A 22,570-nucleotide genomic window follows, 5' to 3' on the forward strand; every position below is an offset into this window, starting at 1 on the left:
GCTGGGCGGCAGTGGGGCGGTCGCGGGCATTCCGGTCTGCGGGACGGGGGACGGGGGGACAGGGGACAGCGGGACGCGGGGGCGCCCGCTACCGCGTCCAGGCCCGTACCGCCCCGCCCACCTCCACCTGCACCCGCTCCAGCGGCTCACCGTCCTCGATCTCCCACAGACAGTTCTGGAGCACGCGGCCCAGCGTCCAGGCGCGGGCCCGTTCGCGGTCCAGGTCCAGCACCTCCGTCAGGGCGTCGAAGCGCCAGCGCAGCTCCGTCGGCTCGTAGCGGTTGTCCAGGGCCGGGAGGAGTTCGAAGGCGGGGTCGCCCGCCAGCGGGGTGGGGTCGATGGCCAGCCAGGGTTCGCGGTCGGCGGCCACCACGTTCTCGTAGTGGAGGTCCCAGTGCAGGAGGCGGTCGCCGGGCTCCGCGGCGACCTCGCGGACCGCCGCCGCGCAGTCCAGCAGGAGGCGCCGTTCCGACGAGTCGGAGAGGGTGCGGACCGCGTCCGGGGTGTCGTCGAGCATCGCCGCCGCCACGTCCCCCAGGCGCCGCAGCTCCGGCGGGGCCGGTACGGCCGTGAGCCGGGACAGCAGGTCGCCGATCACCAGCACGGCCTCCCGCGAGTCGGCGACCGAGGTCAACAGGCGTGCGGAGTCCAGCCGTTCGAGCAGCATCGTGCCGGTCCCGGCGTCGTGCCGCAGCAGCCGCACCGCGCCCGCCCCGTCCCACGCCCGCAGCGCGACCGGCTCGCCCACGCTCTCCTCGTCCAGCAGCTGGAGCTTGAGGACCGCCGGGGTGCCGTCGCCGGTCAGGACCGGGAGCACCAGCGCGCACATCCCGTACATGGAGGGCCCGTCGAGCCGCAGCCCCCACCGGTCCAGGAACTCGGCCGCCCGGCCGGGCAGCTCCTCGATGAAGGCGCGGCCCACGGGCCCGTGGAAGCGCGTCTGCGTGGCGACCAGCTCGTCCGGAATGTCGATCACCCACCCGACCCTACGCACGTGGGTGAATCGACTCATGCGGTTTTTCTCCCGGAGGTCCGTGTCCCGGCTGTCCGCCCAGGTGCGCCGGTACGTCCGCAGCGCCCCAGGCACGTACCTCTGGCTGGCGGTCCTGTTCGTCACCACCATCGCCCTGCACCACATGTCGCCGGAGTTCGAGGAGGACTTCCTGCGGCAGCGCTCCACCAACATCCACGAGCTGTCGACCAACCCGGTCCGGGTCCTGATCACCAGCGCCTTGTGGATCGACGGCGGCCACTGGCTCCCGTACGCCGTCCTCTACTCCGTCTTCCACGCGCAGGCCGAACGCTGGCTCGGCACCCTCCGCTGGCTCGCGGTCGTCGTCCTCGCGCACGTCCTCGCTACCTATTTCAGCGAAGGCGCGCTGCTGTGGGCGGTGCACCACGACCTCGCCCCGCAGTCGGCCGTCAACACCCTCGATGTGGGCGTGAGTTACGCCCTCGCGGGGGTCGTGGGCGTGCTCACGTACCGGATCGCGGCGCCCTGGCGGTATGTGTACCTCGTCTGCGTCCTCGTCCTGTACGGGACCCCGCTCCTGACCGGCCGCACCTTCACGGACCTGGGCCACTTCACGTCCGTACTCGTCGGGCTCGCCTGCTACCCGCTCGTACGGGGGCGGGGCGAGCCCTGGAATCCGGTGACGACCGTCAGGAGATACCGGCGTCCTTGAGCACCTTCGCGAACGCGTCCGCGTCCAGGATCGCCGAGCCGTCGCCCGCCGGGCGCTTGCCGTCGATCAGGACGGTCGGGCTGGAGTTCACGCCGGAGTCCTCGAAGGCCTTCTCGGCGGACGCCACCCAGCTCTTGTACGTGTTCTCGCGCACCGCCTTGTCGAAGGCGGTGCCGCGCAGGCCCGGCACCTTGTCCGCGATCTTCAGCAGGTTGTCGGCGGTGTAGCCGTCGCTGCCCTCGTCCTCGGGCTGGCTGGCGAAGAGGGCCGCGTGGTACTCGGCGAACTTGCCCGCGTCCACCGACGCCCGCAGCGCGCCCGCCGCGTTCTTGGATCCGCTGCCGCCCAGGTTGCGGTCGAGGAAGGAGGCGATCGTGTAGCGGATCTTGACCTTGCCCTGGGCGGCGAGCTCACCGAGCGGCACCGCTCCGGACGACTCGAACTTGGCGCAGTACGGGCAGCGCGGGTCCTCGTACACGGTCACGGTGTGCGCGGCCGTCGGGCTGCCCACGACGATTTCCGCACCCTCCGCCTTCGCCGGGAGCTTGGCGAGCGTCGCCGCGTGCGGCGCGGCCTTCACCTCCAGCTCGGCCGGGGTGGACGCGCCCGAACCGGACCCCGAGGAGCACGCGGCGACCGAGACGCCCAGCGCCCCGGCGAGCGCGAGCGCCACGGCCGCGCGGCGGACCTTGCGTGCGGACGGATGTCCGGTCATACGAGTCAGCTCTCCCGTGATGTCGATCTCGACGGCGTTTCGACGCGTCTCGATGTCGTACCAAACCTGCTCATATTGAAGCTAATTGCCCCGCCGGGCGGCCCGGCCCGCCGAAGGTCCCGACCCGCAGGGCCAAAGGTCCCGCGCGACCCCATTTCTCCCGGCTTCGGATTCCGTACCTGCGGATTCCGCATCTGGACAGGTCCCACCGGGCGGTGTACCAACAAGCCCCATGAGCACGCGGACGATCAACGGCGGCATCTCCTTCTGGTACGCGCAGGACGGCATCCCCGCCCCCCGCGAGCCCCTGACCGGCGACGCGACGGCGGACGTCGTCATCGTGGGCGGCGGCTACACGGGGCTGTGGACGGCCTACTACCTCAAGAAGGCCGTCCCCTTCCTCAACATCACCGTCCTGGAGGCCCGCTTCTGCGGCTACGGCGCCTCCGGCCGCAACGGCGGCTGGCTCTACAACGGCATAGCGGGCCGCGACCGTTACGCGAAGCTGCACGGCCACGAGGCCGCCGTACGCCTCCAGCGGGCCATGAACGAGACGGTCGAGGAGGTCGTACGGGCGGCGGCGGCGGAGTCGATCGACGCCGACGTCCACCGGGGCGGGGTGCTCGAAGTGGCGTACACCCCCGCCCAGTTGGCCCGACTCAAGGCCTTCCACGCCGCCGAGCTCGCCTTTGGCGAGAAGGACCGGCTGCTGCTCGGGGCCCGCGAGACCGCTGAGCGGGTCCGGGTCGCCGGGGCCGTCGGCTCCGCCTGGACCCCGCACGGCGCCCGCATCCACCCCGTCAAGCTGGTCAAGGGCCTGGCGGCGGCGGTGGAGGCGCTGGGCGTGACCGTCCACGAGTCGACCCCGGTGACGGAGATCCGTCCCAAGCACGCGGTCACTCCGTACGGCACCGTCCGCGCCCCGTACGTCCTGCGCTGCACCGAGGGCTTCACCGCGTCCCTGAAGGGCCAGCGCCGGGCCTGGCTGCCGATGAACTCGTCGATGATCGCCACCGAGCCGCTGCCCGCCGACCTGTGGGAGACGATCGGCTGGGAGGGCCGCGAGACGCTGGGCGACATGGCGCACGCGTACATGTACGCGCAGCGCACCGCCGACGACCGGATCGCGCTCGGCGGGCGCGGCGTGCCGTACCGCTTCGGCTCCCGCACCGACAACGACGGCCGTACGCAGCCGGAGACCGTGGAGGCCCTGCGCGAGATCCTGATCCGCTTCTTCCCGCAGCTCGCCGGGGTCGCGGTCACACACGCCTGGTCGGGGGTGCTCGGGGTGCCGCGCGACTGGTGCGCCACGGTCACCCTGGACCGCTCGACGGGCCTCGGCTGGGCGGGCGGCTACGTCGGCTCGGGCGTGGCCACCGCCAACCTCGCCGCCCGCACCCTGCGCGACCTGGTCCAACAGGACTCGGGCCAGTCCGGCGCCACCGACCTGACCGCCCTGCCCTGGGTCAACCACAAGGTCCGCCGCTGGGAGCCGGAACCTTTCCGCTGGCTGGGCGTGCAGGGGATGTACGCGGCGTACCGGGGGGCGGACCGCCGCGAGCTCTCGACCCATGCGGCAACGACGGACCGGGTGGCGTTGGTGGCGGACCGGGTTTCCGGGAGGCACTGAGAGGGCGATCGCTGTTTGCTGCTTGCCGTTCGCCGGAGGAACTTCAGGGAACCAGCACCACCTTCCCCACCGTCCCCCGCCCCTCCAGCGCCCGATGTGCCGCGGCCGCCTCCGCCAGGGGGAAGCGCTGGACCGCCGGGCGGAGGCGGCCCGTCGCGGCCTCCTCCAGGGCTTGGGTTTCCAGGGTGCGTAGGGGGTCCGGGCCCTCGGCGCGGGACAGCATCGTCGGGCCCAGGACGTTCTGGGACGTGAGGGCGCGTTCGGTGAGGTACTCGTCCGTGAACTTCAGCGGCTCGCCGTCGTGCAGGCCCGCTTCCGACCAGCCGAAGACGATGTGGCGGCCACCGGGGGCGAGGAGGTCGACCGCGATGCGGCCGGTGGTGCCGCCCACCGAGTCGAAGACGACCGTGGCGCGGCGGTCGGCGCCGAGGAACTTCCGTACGGTGTCGGGCCAGTCGGGGCGCAGGTAGTCGACGGCGAGGTCCGCGCCGTTCTCGCGGACGCGGGCCGTCTTGGCGGGGCCGCCGGCGAGGCCGACGACCGTGCCGCCGGCGTTCTTCACGTACTGCACCAGCAGCGTGCCGATGCCGCCCGCGGCGGCCGGGACGAGGGCCATCGAGTCGGGGCCGAGGTCGGCGAACTGGAGGATGCCCATCGTCGTACGGCCCGTGCCGATCATCGCGACCGCCTCGGCGGGGTCGAGGGACGGTGGGATCTCGTGGAGGCGGGTCGCGTCGGCGACGGCCAGTTCGGCGTAGCCGCCGGGGGCCATGCCCAGGTGGGTCACCACCTGCTTGCCGAGCCAGGCGGGGTCCGTGCCCTCGCCGAGCGCCTCGACCGTGCCCGCGACCTCGCGGCCCGGAATCGTGGGCAGGGCGGCGGGGGCTGGGAACGGGCCCGTCCGCCCCTCCCGCAGGGCCGTGTCGAGCAGGTGCACCCCGGCCGCGGCGACGGCGATCCGCACCTGGCCGGGGCCGGGCACGGGGTCCTCGGTCTTTTCGTACGTGAGGTTCTCGGCGGGGCCGAAGGTGTGGAGGCGGATGGCGTGCATGGCGGGGCTCCTGACAGGTGCGGTGAGGGTGCGCGTGCCTGGCGTCAGCCTCTGACCTCAAGTTCCCTTGAGGTCAAGCCTCGTCATCCCCGGTCGTCATGCCCGGGTCAGTCTCAGGCTCCGTACCGCCAGCGACGCCGCCTCTATCCCGCTCGCGAACGCGACCTCCGACAGCACACCCGGCGCCGCCACCTGGTCGCCCGCGAGGAACACGCCGTCGCCGCGGTCGATCGCCGGGCGGTCGCGCCAGGTGGTGCCGGGCAGGTCCACCGCTCCCGTGCGCCCCGCCGCCAGCGCGTCCCGGCGCCAGGCGACCCGCTGGCGCCAGCCCGCGAACGCGGCGTCCAGCAGCCGCTCCCCGCGCGCGACGCCGTCGGCCTTCGACTCGTGCGGGGCGATCGGGAACTGCGCCTGGACCAGCTGGTGCCCGGCCGGGGCGAGGGTGCGGTTGGCGGCCGTGAACCGCTCGATCCAGCCGGGGCTCTCCAGGTCGGAGACGACGAACGGGTCGCCCCGACGCGTACTGAGCCCCAGGTCCAGCAGGGCCGTGCGGCCGCTGGTCCAGTGCAGCGAGTCGTCGCCGAGCAGTCGCCGGGCGGCGTCGAGGGAGGTGGCGACGACGACGGGCCCGTGGTCCTCGGGAAGCGCGTCCACGCGCGCGGTGGTCTCCACGTGCACCCCCAGCTCCCACGCGCGCGTGGCCATCCGGTCGACGAGCGCGCCCCACCCGCCCACCGGATAGCGGGCCTCGGGCGGCAGGGCGGTGGCGCGGTGCAGCCGCTCCTGGACGAACGCGGCGGAGAGCGAGCCCGGGTCGTGGTGGAAGAGCGCCACCGCGGCGTAGTTGGCGGCGGCGCGGGCCGCCTTGGAGCCGACGATTCCGGCGGCCCAGGAGGCGAAGTCGCGGTCCACCGGGGCGGTTTCCGGACTCTGCCGGGCCAGCTTCAGCAGCGCCAGAGGCGGAGTGTGGCGCAGCGAGCCGTCCCAGCGGAAGCGGAACCTGGCCGCTTCGAGCGGTGCCACGGAGGCGATCTGCCCGAGCAGCCCGCGGCGTTTGAGCCAGGCCCAGTGCGGGCCCCCGTTGTAGAGCACGTGCGGACCGTCGTTGGTGAGGTACGGGCCCTCGGCGGTACGCGCGCGTCCGCCCAGCGTGTGGTGCGACTCGTACAGGTTCACCCGGGCGCCGGACTCGGCTGCGGTGATGGCCGCGGTGAGCCCGGCGAGGCCGCCGCCGATGACGGTGATCCGGTCCATGCTGCTCTCCTGTCGCTGTACGGGCACTCATCCTTAGAGACGGTGTGAGCAGGGTGGAATGTGACAGGTAGGGGTGGGGTGGTTGTCAGTGGCGTGGTCCAGCATGGAGTCATGGCGAAGAGGGCGAGGGAAGTGACGAGGGAAGTGACGGCGGTGCGGCGTCCCGAGGTGCGGCTGCCCCCGCTGGCACCGCACGGTCCGGCGGAACTGGAACCGGAGGGCGACTACGACGGCCTGGAGTTCCGGAACCTGGACCTGTCGGGCCAGGAGGGCACCGGCGCCCGCTTCATGGACTGCGGGGTGTACGGCTGCGCGCTGGACGAGACCCGGCTGCCCGGCGCCCGTTTCATCGACACGGTGCTCTCGGGCGTACGGGGTGTGGGGACGGACCTGTCGCGCGCGTCCCTGCGCGATGTGGAGATCCACGACGTGCGGATGGGCGGCGTCCAGCTGTTCGGCGGTGTCCTGGAGCGGGTGCTGATCCGCGGCGGGAAGATCGACTACCTCAATCTGCGCGACGCGGAGCTACGGGACGTGGTCTTCGAGAACTGCGTCCTGGCCGAGCCGGACTTCGCGTCGGCCCGCCTGGACCGGGTGGCGTTCGCGGGCTGCGAGCTGCGGGGCGCGGACTTCACGGGGGCCCGGATGAAGGACGTGGATCTGCGGGGCGCGGCGCTCCTGGACATCGCCCGGGGCGTGGACCGCCTGGCCGGGGCGGTGATCACGCCGTCCCAGCTGGTGGATCTGGCACCGGCGTTCGCGGCGCAGGTGGGGGTGCGGGTGGTGGCGTGAGGCGGGGCCCGCCTCGACCGCCCGCCCGGGGCCGGACTTTTCTGGGCCTCCGGCCCCGTCCCCCTTCAGTCCGTCATGCGGGGGAAGCGGGACTGGAGCGTCCAGATGATGGGGTTCTCGGCGAGGTCGTCGTGCATGTCGCTGAGGTCGGCGATCACGTCGTGCAGGAAGTCGCGGGCCTCGCGGCGCAGGAGCCGGTGGCTGAACGTGAGCGGCGGCTCGTCGCCGGGCATCCAGTCGGCCTCGACGTCCACCCAGCCGAAGCGGCGCTCGAAGAGCATGCGGTCGGTGGACTCGGTGAAGTCGATCTCGGCGTACTGCCTCCGGGAGGAGCGGCTGCCGCGGGGGTCGAGGTCGAGTGCCTCCACGGTGTCGCAGAGGGCCCACGCGAAGTCGAGCACCGGGACCCATCCCCAGGCTGTGGATACCTCGCGGTCCGCCGTGGTGTCGGCGAGGTAGACGTCTCCGCAGAAGAGGTCGTGGCGGAGGGTGTGTACGTCTGCGCGGCGGTAGTCGGTTTGTGGGGGGTCGGGGAAGCGGTTGGATAGGGAGTAGCCGATGTCGAGCACGCTCCGATGGTCCCACGGCGGGGCATCCCCCTCGCCCCGAGCCCCTGGGCTGCGCCCGGGGCTTTTTCCCCACCCCGCCCCTTCCCGAAAGCCCTCTGGCGGGCGGCCGGGGGTGGGTCGGGGCGGGCTGCCGGGGGCTTCGCCCCCAGACCCCCTGTGTTTGTCTGCGGACCGTGGATGGCTGGTCGCGCAGTTCCCCGCGCCCCTAACTACCTAGGGGCGCGGGGAACTGCGCGAGCAACCCAGCACGGTCCGCAGACGAAAGAAGCGGGGTGCAGGGGCCCGCAGGCCCCGCGACCGGGAGAGTCACCTCAGCCCACACCCACCCCCGGAGGGTTTAGGGAAGGGGCGGGGTGGGGGCCACACCTCACGGCAACAACCGCCGTTCCTTCCCCTCCGCCACCGCCCCCGCCCGCGTCTCCACGCCCAACTTCTCGTAGATCCGGCCCAGATGCGTCTTCACCGTCGCCTCGCTGATGAACAGTGCCCGGGCGATCTCGCGGTTGCCCAGGCCGCGGGACAGTTGCGCCAGGATGTCCAGTTCGCGGTCGGTGAGGGAGGGGCGGCCGGTGCCCCGCATGCGTTCCATGACGCGGCTCGCCACGGGGGGCGACAGCGCGGTGCGGCCCTGGGCAGCCGCGCGGATCGCCGCGAACAGCTCCTCCGGGCGCTCCGCCTTCAGCAGGTACCCCGTCGCCCCGGCCGCGATCGCCCGCGTGATGTCCGCGTCCGTGTCGTACGTGGTCAGGACGAGCACCCGCACCCCCGTCCCCGCGATCCGCCGGGTCGCCTCGACCCCGTCGATGCCCGGGCCGAGCTGGAGGTCCATCAGGACGACGTCGGGGCGCAGCTTGGCCGCCGCCGCGACCGCCTCCTCGCCGGTGCCCGCCTCCCCGACCACCTCGATGTCGGGCTCGCTGCCGAGCAGCGCGAGCAGTCCGGCCCGTACGACCGCGTGGTCGTCGCACAACAGCACCTTCATCGGACTCCCTCCAGTGGATCCAGCGGAATCGCCGCCGACAGCACCGCGCCTTCCCCCGGCGCCGACTCCACCGTCAGCGTCCCCCCGAGCTGCCGCACCCGCGCCCGCATCGCGGGCAGCCCGTGGCCCCGGCCGTCCCGGGACTCCGCGCCCGCGCCCGCGAACCCGCGCCCGTCGTCCGCGACGTCCAGCACGATCTGGTCGCCCAGATAGGTGAGGGTGAGGGCTGCCGTACGCGCCCCGGCGTGCTCGCGTACGTTCGCGAGCGCCCCCTGCGCGATCCGCAGCAGCGCCGACTCGACCCGGTCGGGCAGGGCGACGGGCACCCCGTCGACGTGCAGCCGTACGTCCAGGGACGACTCGGCGGCCGCCCGCGCCGCCAGTGCCCGCAGGGCCTCGGGCAGGCTGCCGCCCGCCGCCAGCTCCGCGGGCGCGAGGTCGTGGACGAAGCGGCGGGCCTCGGCGAGGTTGCGCTCGGCGATCGACTCGGCCGTACGGACGTGGCGGCGGGCCGCCGCCGGGTCGGACTCCCACAGCCGCTCGGACGCCTGGAGCAGCATCTGCTGGCTGGACAGGCCCTGCGCGAGCGTGTCGTGGATCTCCATGGAGAGGCGCTGGCGTTCGGCGAGCGTGCCCTCGCGCCGCTCGGTGGCGGCCAGTTCGCGCCGGGTGCGGATCAGGTCGTCGATGAGGTGGCGCTGCCGGTCCGCCTGGCGCTGCATGTGGACGAAGACGGCGGTGGCGACGGCCGCGACGGCGGGCGGCGCGACCACCAGGTTCGGGTCGACCCCCTCGGCCAGCATCAGCTGCGCGGCCACCACGAACGCGGTCAGCAGGGCCACCAGCACCAGCGCGGCCCGCGTCGGCAGCGTCCGCAGCCCGGTGTAGAACAGCGGCACCGCGCACCACGCGAAGCTCGGCGCGAGCACCACGAGCACCATCCACACCGCCACCACCACCCCGAGCCAGCCGAGCCGCCGGGGCTTCGGCCGCGTACCCAGGGCGGGGCCGAGGACGTACAGCAGGGCGAGCGTGGTCGAGAGGGCCACGATCCACGGGGTGCGGCCGTCGCCGGGGTGGCGGATCAGGAAGCGCGCGAGCGAGGCGCCGAGCAGCAGGAAGAAGGCGGCGTGCATCACGACGGGCAGCCACCGCTCGTCGGCGGCGAGCCGCCCGGCCCCTGCCTCCTCCGTGGCAGGCTCTGCTTCCACAACCCGCTCCTGACCTGCGCGTACGTACGTCTCCGTACTCATCCTCACCCGGTCCGGCCACCCCCGCATCAGCCGATCGGATGACGGGCGGGTCCACCGGTCCGGGTGCGGGGAGCAGCCGGTGCGCCGACCCCATAGGGGCGTGGCCGGGGCCACGATCGAGTCATGGACACGAACACGCACCGCCCCACGGCCACCCGCCGCACCAAGAAGATCGTCATCGGCGCCGTCGCTGCGGCCGCCCTCGCCGCCGGCACCTTCGGCGCGGTCAGCGCCAGCGCGGCCGCCCCGGCCGCCAAGCCCGCCGCCCAGCAGGCGGACGCCTCCCAGCGCAACCTCACCACCTCCACCCACCTCACCGTCGCCGCCGCGACCAAGGCCGCCACCGCCGCCCTGGACGCCGCCCGCAAGGAGAACCAGCGCGTCTCGGTCGCCGTCGTCGACCGCAACGGCAACACCGTGGTGACCCTGCGCGGCGACGGCGCGGGCCCGCAGTCGTACGAGTCGGCCGAGCGCAAGGCGTTCACGGCCGTCTCCTGGAACGCCACCACGTCCGTGCTGGCCGGCCGCCTCGCCCAGGCGCCCAACCTCAAGGACATCCCCGGCACCCTCTTCCTCGCGGGCGGCGCGCCCGTGCAGGCCCAGGGCGCCCCGATCGCGGGCATCGGCGTCGCCGGGGCCCCGAGCGGCGACCTCGACGAGAAGTTCGCCCAGGCGGGCGTGGCGGCGCTGGCGAAGTAGCGCCCCTGCCCGGGTACGGCGGGGCAGCGGTTTCCGGCCCCGCCCCCGCACCCCCGAGCCCCCCGCCCGCCCCGCCCGTAGGATCGCCCTGTGGATCACCGCAGCGCGATACGCCGGCTCGTCCTCCCCTCGGCCCTCCTGCTGGCCCTCGGCGGCTGCACCGGCGGCGTGGAGGGCAAGCCGGGGGCGGCGGGGGTGCGGGACGGGCTCTTCCCCAAGCTGGGCAACGGCGGCTACGACGTCGAGCACTACAGCGTGGCCCTCGACTACGACCCGGCTCGCAACCACCTCTCCGGCAGCGTCACCCTCGACGCCCGCGCCACCCGCGACCTCAGCGCCTTCAACCTCGACTTCGCCGGGATGGACGTGACCTCCGCGACGGTCGGGGGCGAGCGCGCGGACGCCAACCGGGCGGGCACCGAGCTGACCCTGCGCCCGGCGGACGAGATCGACAAGGGCGCCCGGTTCCGCACGACCGTGGCCTACTCGGGGACCCCGAAGACCCTCACCGACCAGGACGACTCGCACGAGGGCTGGCTGCGGACCGCCGACGGCGCCCTCGCGCTCGGCGAGCCCGCCGGGTCGATGGCGTGGTTCCCCTCCAACAACCACCCCGGCGACAAGGCCACGTACGACCTGAAGGTCACCGTGCCCGCCGGGCTGAAGGCGGTCTCCAACGGCGAGCTGAAGTCGACGGTCACGGCGGGCGGGCGCACCACCTTCACCTGGCACACCGGCGAGCCGATGGCGAGCTACGCGGCGACGGTGGCGATCGGCAAGTACGACGTGGAGTCGTCCAAGACACCGTCAGGAATCCCTGTCTATACGGCAGTTGATCCCGCAGCGAAGAAGGAGGCCGCCGGTGTCGTGGGGCAGCTTCCGGAGATCGTCGAGTGGGGCAAGGAGAACTTCGGGCCCTACCCCTTCTCCTCCACCGGAGTGATCGTCGCCCCCGAGGGCTCCGCCGAGTACGCCCTGGAGACCCAGAACCGCCCGGTCATCCCCGCCGACCAGTTTGACACCGAGACCCTCGTCCACGAGCTCGCCCACCAGTGGTTCGGGGACTCGGTCACGCCCGAGCGGTGGAAGGACATGTGGCTCAACGAGGGCTTCGCCACGTACGCGGAGTGGCTCTGGAGCGAGGACCACGGCGGAAAGTCGACGCAGGCGCACTTCGACGAGCAGTACGCGAAGGCGGCCGACGCCGAGCTCTGGGCGTTCCCGCCCGCCGAGCCGCCGTCGGCCGCCGAGATCTCGGGCAAGCCGGTGTACGAGCGTGGTGCGATGGTGGTTCACAAGATCCGCCGGGCCGTCGGGGACGACGCGTTCTACGACATCGTGCAGGGATGGACGAAGAAGTACCGGCACGCGAACGCCTCCACCGAGGAATTCACCCGGTTCGTGGAGGAGGAGTCCGGCGAGGACCTGACGGATCTGTGGGACACCTGGCTCTACGGGGACGGGAAGCCCAAGTCCCCGTAGAGCCGGGCCAGTTGTATCGCTACTGCTGGCCGGTTACTTCACGTTGACGGCGGTCCAGGCCGCCGCCACCGTCTTGTACTCGGTGCTGCTCGCCCCGTACAGGTCGGCCGCGGCCTGCAGGGTCGTGGTGCGCGCCTTCGCGTAGTTGGTCGTCGACGTCATGTACGTGGACAGGGCCTTGTACCAGATCTTGTAGGCCTTGGTCCGCCCGATGCCGGTGACCTTGGAGCCGTCGGACGTCGGGGAGTTGTAGCTGACGCCGTTGATGACCTTCGCGCCGCTGCCCTCGGACAGCAGGTAGAAGAAGTGGTTGGCGACGCCGGACGAGTAGTGCACGTCCTTGTTGCCGACCGTGCTCGACCAGTAGTCGGCCGACTGGCCGTCCTTGCTCGGCTTGTCCATGTACCGCAGCGGGGTGCCGTTGCCGCGGATGTCGATCTTCTCGCCGATGAGGTAGTCACCGGGGTCGCTGGCGTTGTTGGCGAAGAACTCCACCGACGTGCCGAAGATGTCGCTGGTGCCCTCGTTGAGGCCGCCGGACTCCTTGCTGTAGTTGAGCTTGGCGGTCGCGGCGGTGAGGCCGTGGCTCATCTCGTGGCCCGCGACGTCGAGCGCGGTGAGCGGCTTGAGGTTGTTCGCGCCGTCGCCGTACGTCATGCAGAAGCAGCTGTCGTCCCAGAACGCGTTGACGTACGCGTTGCCGTAGTGGACGCGGGAGTACGCGGCCTTGCCGTTGCCCGCGATGCCGTTGCGGTTCAGCTCGGCCTTGTAGAAGTCCCAGGTCACCGCCGCGCCGTAGTGCGCGTCGACGCCGGCGGTCTCGCGGTTCTGCGGGGTGCCGTCGCCCCAGACGTCGGTCGCCTTGGTGAAGAGCGTGCCGGTGCCGGAGGAGCCGTGCTTGAGGTCGTACGTCTTGTGGCCGCCGCGGCCGGCGTCCGTGAGGCTGTACGTGGAGCCGGACTTGGACGTCCCGAGGGTGACCTTGCCCGAGTACTCGCTGGTGCCGGTCCCGGTGTCGATGGCCTCGTACGAGTAGAGCTGGGCCCCGGTCGCGGCGTCGGTGATGACGTGGCGCTCGCTGGGGGTGCCGTCCTTCTGGGTCCCCTTGACGACGGCCTCGTACGCCAGGACGGGCGTGCCGCTCGCGGCCCAGACGACCTTGCGGGCGCCGGCCGGTGCGGCCTTGAGCGAGACGCCGGAGGTGGCGACGGATATCCGGGCCTCGGAGCTCTTGCTGACGCCCTTCAGACTGCCGTCCTTCTTGGCGTGGACGACGAGGTCGCCACCGAGGACGGGCAGACCGTCGTACGTACGCTCGTACCGCGTGTGGACGGTGCCGTCCACGTCCTTGATGACATCGCGTACGACGAGCGCCTCCTTGGCGCCGAGCCCGATCTGGCGGGCGGCGGCGGGGGCGGCGGCCTGGGCCTCTTGGATGGCGCCGGCGCGCTCGGCCACACCGAGCACGCGGGCGCTCGCGCCCGCCTCGCGGTCGGCGGCCCCGGCACTGGTGCCGGACTGTACGCCGACGACGACCATGGCGGCGGTGGCGGCAAGAGCGGCGGCACGCAGGGAAGTTCTCACTTGAGGGGTTCTCCTTCACTCGATCCGTTGCGCGGTGGGGGTGCGCGGTGGGGGGTGGTGCGAGTGGGTGGGGCCCGTGCAGGTGCGTGGGGCGCATCTGCGAGTGGTGCGTGGGGGGAGCGTGCCAGCAGATGACTAGTTTTTGACAGGGTACCGACAAGTATTTGACTGGAAAGTGTCCGTCAGGGGGTGCGGCGTGTCCGGTAAGCGATGCGAACGGCCCTGCGGAGATGGCTGGTTGGCGCGCGGCGGGGGTCGTGCGGGGTGCGGGCACGCCGAAGCCCCCGGCGCGGGGGGCGCCGGGGGCTTCGGGGGGTCTTCTCGGTGGCTGCCGGGACTCAGACGTTGACGCCGAAGTCCTGGGCGATGCCGACCAGGCCCGAGGCGTAGCCCTGGCCGACCGCGCGGAACTTCCACTCCGCGCCGTTGCGGTACAGCTCGCCGAAGACCATCGCGGTCTCGGTGGCGGCGTCCTCGCTCAGGTCGTAGCGGGCGATCTCGGCGCCGCCGGCCTGGTTGATGATGCGGATGAACGCGTTGCGCACCTGGCCGAAGTTCTGCGAGCGGTTCTCCGCGTCGTAGATCGAGACCGGGAAGACGATCTTGTCGATGTCGGCGGGGAGGCCGGCCAGGTTGACGTTGATCTGCTCGTCGTCGCCCTCGCCCTGGCCCGTGACGTTGTCACCGGTGTGGACGATGGTCTGGTCCGGCGTCGACTTGTTGTTGAAGAAGACGAAGTGGGCGTCCGAGTAGACCTTGCCCTGGGTGTTCACCGCGATCGCGGAGGCGTCGAGGTCGAAGTCGGTGCCGGTGGTCGTGCGGACGTCCCAGCCGAGGCCCACCGTGACGGCGGTCAGGCCCGGGGCCTCCTTGGTGAGCGAGACGTTGCCGCCCTTGGACAGGCTTACAGCCATGGGATGTCCCCTTCATCGTGATGTGCGGGCTACGGCCGTTCCCGAAGCTACCGTCACCCCTCATAACGTCGGCAGGGGAGGGTGGGTTCCAGTTGGCTTTACTTTCTTTGCCCGGCCGTGTGGGCCGGGGGCTCGCAAAAGAGGGTGACGGGGCCCCGCAGGCAAGGGACCATGGAGCGCATGTCCGGGCCCTACTTCATCCGCGGCTCCGTCTCCCTCCCGGAGGCCGAGCTCATGTGGCGTTTCTCGCGGTCCTCCGGGCCCGGCGGGCAGCACGTCAACACCAGCGACTCGCAGGTGGAGCTCCGGTTCGACCTGGGCCGTACGGAGGCGCTGCCGGAGGTCTGGAAGGCGCGGGCCCTGGAGCGGCTGGCCTCGCGGCTGGTGGGCGGGGTCGTGACCGTACGCGCCTCCGAGCACCGCTCGCAGTGGCGCAACCGCGAGACGGCGGCGGTCCGCCTGACCGCGCTGCTCGCGGAGGCGACGGCCCCGCCCCCGAAGCCGCGCCGAGCGACGAAGATCCCTCGCGGGATCAACGAGCGGCGGCTCCGTGAGAAGAAGGCCCGGGCGGAGACGAAGCGGGGTCGCGCGGGGCGCGACTGGTAGTGGGCCCGGTGTTCGTCTGCGGGTGAGTGGTGGGCTGGTCGCGCAGTTCCCCGCGCCCCTAAATGCGTCCCTCCGGGCCGCTCAGGGGATTGCCGCGCAGCGGCATTTAAGGGGCGCGGGGAACTGCGCGACCAGCCATATGCGGCCCGCAGACGAACGGGGTCCCAGGGGCGAAGCCCCCCGGCCGCCCGCCAGAGGGCTTTCGGGAAGGGGTGGGGTGGGGGCTCAACCTCAGCCCAGTTGCCGGTACCGCCCCCGGAAATACGACAGCGGTCCGCCCTCCGCACTGGGCAGCTCCACCCCCAGCACCCGTGCGATCACCAGCGTGTGGTCCCCCGCCTCCACCCGCTGCTCCGTCCGGCACTCCAGCGTCGACAGCGCGCCGCCCACCAAGGGAGCACCGCTCAGCGGACCCCTCTTGTAGGGGATGTCGTCGAAGAGCAGGCGGTCGCTGATGCGGCCCTTCATCGCGAACCGGCCCGCCACGTGGCGCTGGCTCTCCGAGAGGACCGAGACCGCCCACAGGGGCTGCTCGGCGAGCAGGTCGTCCATGCGGGAGCCGTTCCGTACGCTCACCAGGACCAGCGGCGGGTCGATGGAGACGGACAGGAACGCCGTGGCCGTCATGCCGACGTCCTCACCGCGCGGGCCGGCGTCCTCGTCGTGGGCGGTCACCAGCACCACCCCGCCCGCCAGCCGGGACATCGCGGCGCGGAATTCGTCATTGCTCACCCCCTCAGCATGGGGGTTCTGCGACGGCAGGGCGGGAAGAGCACGGAGAACGTCTGTCTGCAACACGTACAGAACGCTAGTCTCCGGGTCAACGCCGCACATCGGGCCCTGGGACCAGAAGGGTCCTAGGACCAGAGCGACGAGGCACCGCGCGCGGTGCAAACTCCGCCACCCGAACCACCCCCGCCGCACCCCCACCCCGCCCCCAAAAACCGGCATTAATGCTTGTTTGCATTCCGGAATCTCGCGGAGCGCTCCCACCTCCCGCGAGCGGCCTATCATCACCCCGTGTGACTTGAGTCACAGAGCGCAGTAATTGTTGACCCTGTGTACCGAGTGGGCAGCTCGCTGTGATTCAGTGACGGGGACGCTGCACGAAAAGCGCCCACAGGGAAGTCGGAAGCCGGGCCGGAAGCCGGAGAAGAAGCGCGCCGAATCAGGATCCTGGAGTTGCTGTCGAGGTCTCGGGGAGAGCGAGCAATGGAGACCGAGTCGGAGCCGTACGTCCGTCTTGCGACCCTGCGGCAGCTGCATCAGGTGGTCACCGACCTGAACACGGCCCGCAGCCTGGCGGACACGCTGCAGACCGTCGCCGACGGCGTCATCGCCGGGCTCGGCTACGAACTGGCCTGCGTCAACCTCGTACGCCCTGACGGCGACCTCGTCGTCGCCGCCTTCGCCGGGAACGCCGCCGCCGAGGCCCTCATCACCGGCCGCGTCGGCTCGCGGGCCTCCTGGGAGCGCCGGCTCACCATGGGCGAGGGCTGGGGCGACCTGCGGTTCATCCCGCACACCGAGGGCTGGGTGCTCCTGGAGGACGACGTCCCGCAGTGGTACACCGAAGGTCCCGAGCCGCGCTTCGAGGACGAGTGGCACCCCCAGGACCGGCTCTACGCGCCGATGTACGCCTCGGGCGGCGGGCGGGAGCTCCTCGGCGTCATTTCCGTCGACAAGCCGCGCAACGGGCGGCGCCCCGGCGCGTGGGGGCGCGAAGCGCTTCAGATGTACGCCTCCCAGTCCGCCATTGCGATCAGCAACGCCCGGCTTCGCGCAAACATGCAGCGCGCGCTCGTCCGCCTGGAGCGGGAGCAGCAGGCGCTGCGGGCCAGCGAGGAGAGCTTTCGGCAGGCGTTCGAGTACGCGCCGTCCGGCATGGCCATCGCCGAAATGGGCGGTGACCAGCACGGACGCCTGCTGCGCACCAACGACGCGCTCTGTCGGCTGCTCGGCCGGCCCGCCGCCGTGATGCGGCGCTACTCGTTCGCGGACCTCGTCCACCCCGAGGACATCGGGCTCCTGCTGCGCACCTCGGCCGAGGGCGGCCGCGCCGAGCTGCGGCTCGGGCGGCGCGACGGCTCGTACGTCTGGGTGTCGCTGCGCAATTCCGTCGTCGCCGATACCGCCGACGGTCCCCGTTTTCTGCTCACCCACGTCGAGGACATAGAGGAGCGCAAGCGGCACGAGCTCCAGCTCGCCCACCGCGCCTCGCACGACTCGCTCACCGGCCTGCCCAACAGCGCCGAACTGCGCGCCCGGCTCTCCGCGCGCCTGTGCCAGCGGCCGTACGCGGTGGGCGCGACCGCCGTGGAGGCGCTGGACGCGGCGTACGGAGCGGTGCACGACGGGCGCGGCGAGACCCCCGGCCACGCGGTCTGCGCCCCCGGCGGCTTCGACTTCGACCCGGTGCCGGGCGGCGGTCCCTTCGACCACCACGTGCACATGACCGCCCCCGAGGGCGACGTCGACGACGGCACCAAGGGCCTCGCGGTCCTCTTCTGCGACCTCGACGGCTTCAAGTCGATCAACGACCGGTACGGCCACAACACCGGCGACGCCGTCCTCATCGAGGTCGCCCGCCGCCTCACCTCCGGCGTACGGGACGGGGACACGGTCGCCCGGCTCGGCGGCGACGAGTTCGTCGTCCTCGCCGACGGCCTGGGCGCGGCCGACGCGGCCGACCTCGCGGTCCGGCTGCGCAACGCCATCATCCCGCCGATCCGGGTGGACGGCCGGGCGGTCCGGGTCGGGGCGAGTTTCGGCATCGGCTGGGCCAGCTGCGGGATGTCCGTGGAAGAGGTGCTGCGCTCCGCCGACCAGCGGATGTACATCGAGAAGCGGTCGCGGGCGAAGGTCCACCGGCGGGCCGGATAGCCGCCGCCCTCCCCCAAGCTCTCAAGGAGCAGGGGGGACCCCCACCTGTGCGCCCCGGCCGTTTCCCGGGCAACGGGACGAGGTCGCGGCCATGGTGTCGGCCGTTCGGGGTAGGCTCGGCCGGTCGGCGACGGCTGGCGAACAGTGAGGAGTGACCCCGGATGACGCCCGGCAACAACGGCGCGAGCACGCCCGAGGACGACGATCCGTTCGGCTATCTGTACGAGGACGGTCAGGCCTCCGGCGCCACCCCGCCCCGCTCCGGTGGCTACGGCTACCCGGGCCCGAGTGCCCCGCACCAGCCCGGCGTGCCCAGAACCTCGTACAACCAGGTGCGGACGGTCGGCGAGCGCCAGTACGGGCAGGTTCCGCAGCAGCAGTACGGCCAGCCGCAGGCGCCTTACGGCCAGCAGCCGCAGCAGTACGGTCAGCAGCAGTACGGGCAGCCCACCGCCCAGTACGCGGCGCCCGAGACGTACGGCGGCGCCCCCAACCGTCCCGGCCCCCCGGCCGACGGTGGCGGCGGGCGCGGCAGCCGTGGCCCCAACACCAAGGGTCTGCTGATCGGCGCGGTCGCGGTGGTCGCGGCGGTCGTCATCGGCATCGGCGTGGCGCTCGCCACCAACGGCGACGGCAAGAAGAACGAGGACGCGGGCAAGCCCGCGGGCGGCAGCTCCCAGGGCACCTCGCAGCAGCCGTCGACCCCGCCGTCCAACTCGGCCTCCGCCCCGGCGGCGGAGCTCCCCAAGCAGGACGCGGCGACGCTGAAGCTCGGTGGCGGCACGGTGCTGGCCAAGGACGTCAAGGGTGCGCAGGGGACGGACGGGGCGTACGTCAACGGCTTCAACCAGATCGGCGCGTCGCTGACCTGGCAGGCCGATCTGCCGTCGTCCGGCTCGTACTACCTGTACGTGCGGTTCGCCATCCCGGCGAAGGACGCGAACGCGACGCTGACGGTCAACGGCAAGCCGAACTCGCAGCCGATAGGTCTGAAGAACTTCAGGGGGTCGACCGACCCGAACCTGGAGAACAACTGGCAGTACACGTGGGCGCCGGTGACCCTCAAGCAGGGGTCGAACACGATCAAGCTCTCCTGTGAGCAGGGGAATCAGTGCGACGCGGTGTTCGACTGGGTCGAGATCAGCAAGACGAAGAAGTCCTACTAGGCCGCTGGCCGGGTCTTTCGGCTGCGGACCGTGCTGGGTTGCTCGCGCCCACGCGGCGGAGCCGCAAATGTCACAGCCCCGCGCCCCTCAGGGGGTGCTGGTCACCCGGATCTGCGTGAGCAGCTCCTCGTACGCCTCGGCGTCGAACTCCCCCGCCACCGGCGCCAGTACCGTCGCCGCCGACAGTGCCACCGCTCGGGTCAGCCGGGACGGCCACGGCAAGTTCTCCACCAGGGACGACAGCAGGGCCGCCACCGCCGAGTCGCCCGCGCCGGTGGGGTTGCCTCGGACCGGGGACGGTGGGGTGGCCTGCCAGGTGCCGTCGGGGGTGACCGCCACCAGGCCCTCGGGGCCCAGTGAGGCGACCACCGCGTGGGCGCCCCGGCGGCGGGCGTCGCGGGCCGCGCGGAGCGGTTCGCGGGAGCCGGTGAGGCGGGCCAGCTCGTCGGCGTTCGGCTTGATCAGGTCGGGGCGGGCCGCCAGGCCGCGCCGCAGGGGCTCGCCGCTGGTGTCCAGGAGGACGGGGACGCCCGCCGCGCGGGCCCGGCGTACCAGGTCCGCGTAGGCGCCGACCGGTACCCCGGGCGGCAGGCTGCCGCACAGCGCCACCGCGTCCGCCTGCCGCAGCAGCGGCTCGTACGCCGTGAGGAACGCCTCCCACTCGTCGGCCGTGATCTGCGGGCCCGGCTCGTTGAGCTGCGTGGTGTCGCCGGTGGCCGCGTCCACGACCGCGATCGTGCGGCGGGTGCTCCCGGCGACCGGGACCAGCGCGTCGACGGGCGCGAGCGGCGCGAGCAGTTCGCGCAGCACCGCGCCGGTGCGGCCGCCCGCGAAGCCAGTGACGACGCATCTGTGGCCGAGCGCGGTCAGCACCCGGGCGACGTTGAGGCCCTTGCCGCCGGGGCGCTCGGTCACCTCGTCCACGCGGTGGCTGGCGTGCGGGACGAGCTCCGGGACCCGGTAGGTGAGGTCGAGTGCCGTGTTCAGCGTGACGGTCAGGATCACGAGGTGATCATGCCAAACGGACGGTGGCCGGCCCAGACCCCACAGCCCCGGAATCCGGCCACCGTCCCGTCATGAGGGGCTAGGGCGCCACGATCCACTCGCCGCGCCGCATCACGCCCTTGAGCGCGAAGTGCTCGTCCAGGACCACCAGGTCCGCGTCCTTGCCGGGTTCGAGCGAGCCGACCTTGTCGTACACGCCGAGCAGCCGCGCCGGGTTGGCGCTGAGCGCGCGGACGGCGTCCTCGACGGGGAGGCCGTCGACGGTCACCGCACGGCGGAACGCGCGGTCCAGGGTGAGGGTCGAGCCCGCGATCGAGCCGCCCTCGACGAGCCGGGCGACGCCCTCCTTGACCTCGACCTCCAGCGGGCCGAGGTGGTAGAGCCCGTCCCCGAACCCGGCCGCGTCCATGGCGTCCGTGATGAACGCGACCCGGTCGGCGCCCTTGTGGTGGAAGGCGAGTTCGAGCGAGGCGGGGTGCAGGTGCGTGCCGTCGTTGATCAGCTCGACGGTGATCCGCTCGTCCTCCAGGAGGGCGGCGATCGGGCCGGGCGCGCGGTGGCCGAGCGCGGGCATCGCGTTGTAGAGGTGGGTGGCGACGGTGGCGCCCGCGTCGATCGCCTCGACGGTCTGCTCGTACGTGGCGTCGGTGTGGCCGATCGCGGCGATCACGCCGTGCTCGGCGAGCAGCCGTACGGAGTCCAGGCCGCCGGGGAGCTCGGTGGCGAGCGTGAACATCTTGGCGGTGCCCCGGGCCGCGTCCATCAGCTTGCGGACCTCGGCCGGGTCCGGGTGGCGCAGCAGGTCCTCGCTGTGGGCGCCCTTGCGGCACGGCGAGATGAACGGGCCCTCGAAGTGGATGCCCGCCAGGTCGCCCTGCTCGACCAGCTCGGAGAGCAGCCCGGCCCGCTGGGCCAGGAAGTCCATCTCGCCGGTGACGGTGGAGGCGACCATGGTGGTGGTGCCGTGCAGCCGGTGGGTGTGGACGCCCTTGAGGACGTCGTCGACCGTGCCGTTGGTGAAGGAGGCGCCGCCGCCGCCGTGCACGTGCATGTCGACGAAGCCGGGGACCACCCAGTGGCCGGTGAGGTCGACGCGCTCGGCGGCCTCGGGCGCGCTTCCGGCGATCTTCCCGCCCTCGACGATCACGCGTCCGTTCTCGACGACCCCGGTCGGCAGGACGACGCGGGCGCCGGAGAGGACCTTGCTGGTGGCCATCAGGCGGTTACCTCCGAGGAGTGGGTGGTGCCGGCGTCGGTGCCGGACGAGGGGGAGCCGGACGAGGCGGCGGTGTCGAGCAGGTCCCAGGCGAGCAGGCCCGCGCCCAGGCAGCCCGCCGTGTCGCCGAGGGCCGCCGGGACGATCGCGGGCAGCTTCTGGAAGGTGACGCGCTCCTCGACGGCCGCCCGTAGCGGTACGAACAAGGTTTCCCCCGCTTCGGCGAGTCCGCCACCGATGATCAGGGTGCGCGGGTCGAGCAGGGTGAGCGCGGTGACCAGGCCGTCCGCGAGCGCGTCGACCGCGTTCTGCCACACGGCGCGCGCCGCCGGGTCGCCGGACTCGACGGCCTTGGCGCAGTCGGCCGCGTCGGCGTCCGGGTCGCCGCTGGCCTCGGCCCACGCCTGGGTGACGGCGGAGGCGGAGGCGAGCCGCTCCAGGCAGCCGCGCTGGCCGCAGCCGCAGGGGATGCCGCCGGGGCGCACCACGATGTGGCCGATCTCGCCCGCGTAGCCGTGGGCGCCCGGCTCGATGCGGCCGTCGATGCCGATGGCCCCGGCGATGCCGGTGCCGAGCGGGATGAACAGGAAGCGGTCGGCGCCCTTGCCCGCGCCGATCCGGCCCTCGGCGAGGCCGCCGGTGCGCACGTCGTGGCCGAGGGCGACGGGCACGCCGTCGAGCCGCTCGCTCAGCAGCCGCCGCATGGGGACGTCGCGCCAGCCCAGGTTGGCCGCGTAGACCGCGATGCCGTTCTCGGCGTCGACGATGCCGGGCACGGCGACGCCGGCCGCCACGGCGCTCTCGCCGAGGTGCTCCTCGCCGTACGTCCGCAGCTCGGCGGCGAAGTCGAGGATGCTCTCGACGACGGCCTCGGGGCCGCGCTCGCGGCCGGTGGGCCTGCGCGCCTCGTACAGCAGGCCGCCGTCCACCCCGATGAGGGCGGCTTTCATCCCGGTGCCGCCCACATCCAGGGCGATGACGTGTCTCACGGGGGACAGTCTCGCGCGTTCACCCATGAAAGGTCTAGTCCACTCACCGGGCGGCGGGTAAGCGTTTTCCCAAGTGCCGCCCGGAATACGGCCGT

21 protein-coding genes are annotated in these 22,570 nt (G+C 72.5%); 8 read left to right on the forward strand and 13 right to left on the reverse strand.

What is annotated here, in order from left to right; translation table 11 throughout:
• Nucleotides 1-88 precede the first annotated feature (88 nt).
• The gene (locus IE252_RS04930; RefSeq protein ID WP_190088046.1) at nt 89-1,012 is read right to left on the reverse strand and encodes an aminoglycoside phosphotransferase family protein; all 924 of its coding nucleotides are present in this window, start codon (nt 1,010-1,012) and stop codon (nt 89-91) included.
• Between IE252_RS04930 and IE252_RS04935 the strand changes: the two genes are divergently transcribed.
• Entirely contained in the window at nt 1,011-1,685 is a 675-nt protein-coding gene (locus IE252_RS04935) for a rhomboid-like protein (RefSeq protein WP_190088047.1), read from the forward strand. The genes IE252_RS04930 and IE252_RS04935 overlap by 2 nt on opposite strands.
• On the opposite strand, the gene IE252_RS04940 is transcribed toward IE252_RS04935, so the two are convergent.
• On the reverse strand, nt 1,663-2,400 hold the full coding sequence (locus IE252_RS04940) for a DsbA family protein (protein WP_190088048.1): 738 nt from the start codon (nt 2,398-2,400) through the stop codon (nt 1,663-1,665). The two genes, IE252_RS04935 and IE252_RS04940, sit on opposite strands and share 23 nt — an antisense overlap.
• 232 nt (nt 2,401-2,632) lie before the next feature.
• On the opposite strand from IE252_RS04940, the gene IE252_RS04945 reads away from it, so the two are divergent.
• Nucleotides 2,633-4,030, forward strand: coding sequence for an NAD(P)/FAD-dependent oxidoreductase (locus tag IE252_RS04945; protein WP_190088049.1), 1,398 nt, complete (start codon nt 2,633-2,635; stop codon nt 4,028-4,030).
• A gap of 43 nt (nt 4,031-4,073) precedes the next feature.
• On the opposite strand, the gene IE252_RS04950 is transcribed toward IE252_RS04945, so the two are convergent.
• Together IE252_RS04950 and IE252_RS04955 are read right to left on the reverse strand one after the other, a co-directional pair.
• Nucleotides 4,074-5,081 carry a zinc-binding dehydrogenase gene (locus IE252_RS04950; RefSeq protein ID WP_190088050.1) on the reverse strand — a complete coding sequence of 336 codons (1,008 nt, stop codon included), beginning with the start codon at nt 5,079-5,081 and terminating at the stop codon, nt 4,074-4,076.
• Between the two features lie 96 nt (nt 5,082-5,177).
• A complete protein-coding gene (locus tag IE252_RS04955; protein ID WP_190088051.1) occupies nt 5,178-6,335 on the reverse strand; it encodes an NAD(P)-binding protein in 1,158 nt (385 codons plus the stop codon).
• Between the two features lie 111 nt (nt 6,336-6,446).
• Between IE252_RS04955 and IE252_RS04960 the strand changes: the two genes are divergently transcribed.
• Complete coding sequence (locus IE252_RS04960) at nt 6,447-7,127, forward strand: pentapeptide repeat-containing protein (RefSeq protein WP_190088052.1); 681 nt, start codon at nt 6,447-6,449, stop codon at nt 7,125-7,127.
• Nucleotides 7,128-7,192: 65 nt separating this feature from the next.
• On the opposite strand, the gene IE252_RS04965 is transcribed toward IE252_RS04960, so the two are convergent.
• From IE252_RS04965 to IE252_RS04975, 3 genes are all read right to left on the reverse strand, one after another.
• Nucleotides 7,193-7,696, reverse strand: coding sequence for a hypothetical protein (locus tag IE252_RS04965; RefSeq protein WP_190088053.1), 504 nt, complete (start codon nt 7,694-7,696; stop codon nt 7,193-7,195).
• Nucleotides 7,697-8,063: 367 nt separating this feature from the next.
• Nucleotides 8,064-8,678, reverse strand: coding sequence for a response regulator (locus IE252_RS04970; RefSeq protein WP_190088054.1), 615 nt, complete (start codon nt 8,676-8,678; stop codon nt 8,064-8,066).
• Nucleotides 8,675-9,814 (reverse strand): sensor histidine kinase, encoded by a 1,140-nt coding sequence (locus IE252_RS04975; protein ID WP_190088401.1) that lies wholly within the window; start codon nt 9,812-9,814, stop codon nt 8,675-8,677. Before IE252_RS04975 ends, IE252_RS04970 begins: the two co-directional genes overlap by 4 nt.
• A 240-nt stretch (nt 9,815-10,054) precedes the next feature.
• Here IE252_RS04975 and IE252_RS04980 point away from each other — a divergent pair, with 240 nt between their 5' ends.
• Both IE252_RS04980 and IE252_RS04985 read left to right on the forward strand, forming a co-directional pair.
• Nucleotides 10,055-10,630, forward strand: a complete 576-nt coding sequence (locus IE252_RS04980; protein WP_190088055.1) for a GlcG/HbpS family heme-binding protein — start codon at nt 10,055-10,057, stop codon at nt 10,628-10,630.
• A 90-nt stretch (nt 10,631-10,720) separates the two neighbouring features.
• Entirely contained in the window at nt 10,721-12,112 is a 1,392-nt protein-coding gene (locus tag IE252_RS04985; RefSeq protein WP_190088056.1) for a M1 family metallopeptidase, read from the forward strand.
• A 33-nt stretch (nt 12,113-12,145) separates the two neighbouring features.
• Here the strand turns inward: IE252_RS04985 and IE252_RS04990 are convergent, their stop codons facing one another.
• On the reverse strand, nt 12,146-13,651 hold the full coding sequence (locus tag IE252_RS04990) for a M4 family metallopeptidase (RefSeq protein ID WP_190088402.1): 1,506 nt from the start codon (nt 13,649-13,651) through the stop codon (nt 12,146-12,148).
• A gap of 383 nt (nt 13,652-14,034) precedes the next feature.
• On the reverse strand, nt 14,035-14,610 hold the full coding sequence (locus IE252_RS04995; RefSeq protein WP_190088057.1) for a TerD family protein: 576 nt from the start codon (nt 14,608-14,610) through the stop codon (nt 14,035-14,037).
• 171 nt (nt 14,611-14,781) lie between these two features.
• On the opposite strand from IE252_RS04995, the gene arfB reads away from it, so the two are divergent.
• Entirely contained in the window at nt 14,782-15,216 is a 435-nt protein-coding gene (arfB, locus tag IE252_RS05000) for an alternative ribosome rescue aminoacyl-tRNA hydrolase ArfB (protein ID WP_190088058.1), read from the forward strand.
• Between the two features lie 231 nt (nt 15,217-15,447).
• On the opposite strand, the gene IE252_RS05005 is transcribed toward arfB, so the two are convergent.
• Complete coding sequence (locus IE252_RS05005; protein WP_373298513.1) at nt 15,448-15,921, reverse strand: flavin reductase family protein; 474 nt, start codon at nt 15,919-15,921, stop codon at nt 15,448-15,450.
• A 507-nt stretch (nt 15,922-16,428) separates the two neighbouring features.
• On the opposite strand from IE252_RS05005, the gene cdgB reads away from it, so the two are divergent.
• Both cdgB and IE252_RS05015 read left to right on the forward strand, forming a co-directional pair.
• Nucleotides 16,429-18,099: a diguanylate cyclase CdgB gene (gene cdgB / locus IE252_RS05010; RefSeq protein ID WP_190088060.1), complete on the forward strand. Its 1,671-nt coding sequence runs from the start codon at nt 16,429-16,431 to the stop codon at nt 18,097-18,099.
• Nucleotides 18,100-18,260: 161 nt separating this feature from the next.
• Complete coding sequence (locus tag IE252_RS05015; protein WP_190088061.1) at nt 18,261-19,265, forward strand: carbohydrate-binding protein; 1,005 nt, start codon at nt 18,261-18,263, stop codon at nt 19,263-19,265.
• Between the two features lie 87 nt (nt 19,266-19,352).
• Here IE252_RS05015 and IE252_RS05020 read toward each other — a convergent pair whose 3' ends face one another.
• The 3 genes from IE252_RS05020 to IE252_RS05030 all read right to left on the reverse strand — a co-directional run bounded on the left by IE252_RS05020 (nt 19,353) and on the right by IE252_RS05030 (nt 22,475).
• On the reverse strand, nt 19,353-20,270 hold the full coding sequence (locus IE252_RS05020; protein WP_190088062.1) for a 1-phosphofructokinase family hexose kinase: 918 nt from the start codon (nt 20,268-20,270) through the stop codon (nt 19,353-19,355).
• Nucleotides 20,271-20,349: 79 nt separating this feature from the next.
• Entirely contained in the window at nt 20,350-21,486 is a 1,137-nt protein-coding gene (gene nagA, locus IE252_RS05025) for an N-acetylglucosamine-6-phosphate deacetylase (protein ID WP_190088063.1), read from the reverse strand.
• Nucleotides 21,486-22,475: an ROK family protein gene (locus tag IE252_RS05030; protein WP_190088064.1), complete on the reverse strand. Its 990-nt coding sequence runs from the start codon at nt 22,473-22,475 to the stop codon at nt 21,486-21,488. Before IE252_RS05030 ends, nagA begins: the two co-directional genes overlap by 1 nt.
• Nucleotides 22,476-22,570 lie beyond the last annotated feature (95 nt).

This window comes from Streptomyces melanogenes (genome assembly GCF_014649795.1).
In the GTDB taxonomy this organism is placed as follows: Bacteria; Actinomycetota; Actinomycetes; order Streptomycetales; family Streptomycetaceae; genus Streptomyces; species Streptomyces noboritoensis.

Coding starts and splice junctions, on each gene's coding strand:
- nagA (WP_190088063.1), bottom strand. CDS start 21,486: ATGGCCACCAGCAAGGTCCTCTCCGGCGCCCGCGTCGTCCTGCCGACC.
- IE252_RS04955 (WP_190088051.1), bottom strand. CDS start 6,335: ATGGACCGGATCACCGTCATCGGCGGCGGCCTCGCCGGGCTCACCGCG.
- IE252_RS04935 (WP_190088047.1), top strand. CDS start 1,011: ATGCGGTTTTTCTCCCGGAGGTCCGTGTCCCGGCTGTCCGCCCAGGTG.
- IE252_RS04990 (WP_190088402.1), bottom strand. CDS start 13,651: ATGGTCGTCGTCGGCGTACAGTCCGGCACCAGTGCCGGGGCCGCCGAC.
- IE252_RS04945 (WP_190088049.1), top strand. CDS start 2,633: ATGAGCACGCGGACGATCAACGGCGGCATCTCCTTCTGGTACGCGCAG.
- IE252_RS04970 (WP_190088054.1), bottom strand. CDS start 8,678: ATGAAGGTGCTGTTGTGCGACGACCACGCGGTCGTACGGGCCGGACTG.
- IE252_RS04950 (WP_190088050.1), bottom strand. CDS start 5,081: ATGCACGCCATCCGCCTCCACACCTTCGGCCCCGCCGAGAACCTCACG.
- IE252_RS04980 (WP_190088055.1), top strand. CDS start 10,055: ATGGACACGAACACGCACCGCCCCACGGCCACCCGCCGCACCAAGAAG.
- IE252_RS04930 (WP_190088046.1), bottom strand. CDS start 1,012: ATGAGTCGATTCACCCACGTGCGTAGGGTCGGGTGGGTGATCGACATT.
- arfB (WP_190088058.1), top strand. CDS start 14,782: ATGGAGCGCATGTCCGGGCCCTACTTCATCCGCGGCTCCGTCTCCCTC.
- IE252_RS04975 (WP_190088401.1), bottom strand. CDS start 9,814: ATGCACGCCGCCTTCTTCCTGCTGCTCGGCGCCTCGCTCGCGCGCTTC.
- IE252_RS04940 (WP_190088048.1), bottom strand. CDS start 2,400: ATGACCGGACATCCGTCCGCACGCAAGGTCCGCCGCGCGGCCGTGGCG.
- IE252_RS04960 (WP_190088052.1), top strand. CDS start 6,447: ATGGCGAAGAGGGCGAGGGAAGTGACGAGGGAAGTGACGGCGGTGCGG.
- IE252_RS05015 (WP_190088061.1), top strand. CDS start 18,261: ATGACGCCCGGCAACAACGGCGCGAGCACGCCCGAGGACGACGATCCG.
- IE252_RS04995 (WP_190088057.1), bottom strand. CDS start 14,610: ATGGCTGTAAGCCTGTCCAAGGGCGGCAACGTCTCGCTCACCAAGGAG.
- cdgB (WP_190088060.1), top strand. CDS start 16,429: ATGGAGACCGAGTCGGAGCCGTACGTCCGTCTTGCGACCCTGCGGCAG.
- IE252_RS05005 (WP_373298513.1), bottom strand. CDS start 15,921: ATGTCCCGGCTGGCGGGCGGGGTGGTGCTGGTGACCGCCCACGACGAG.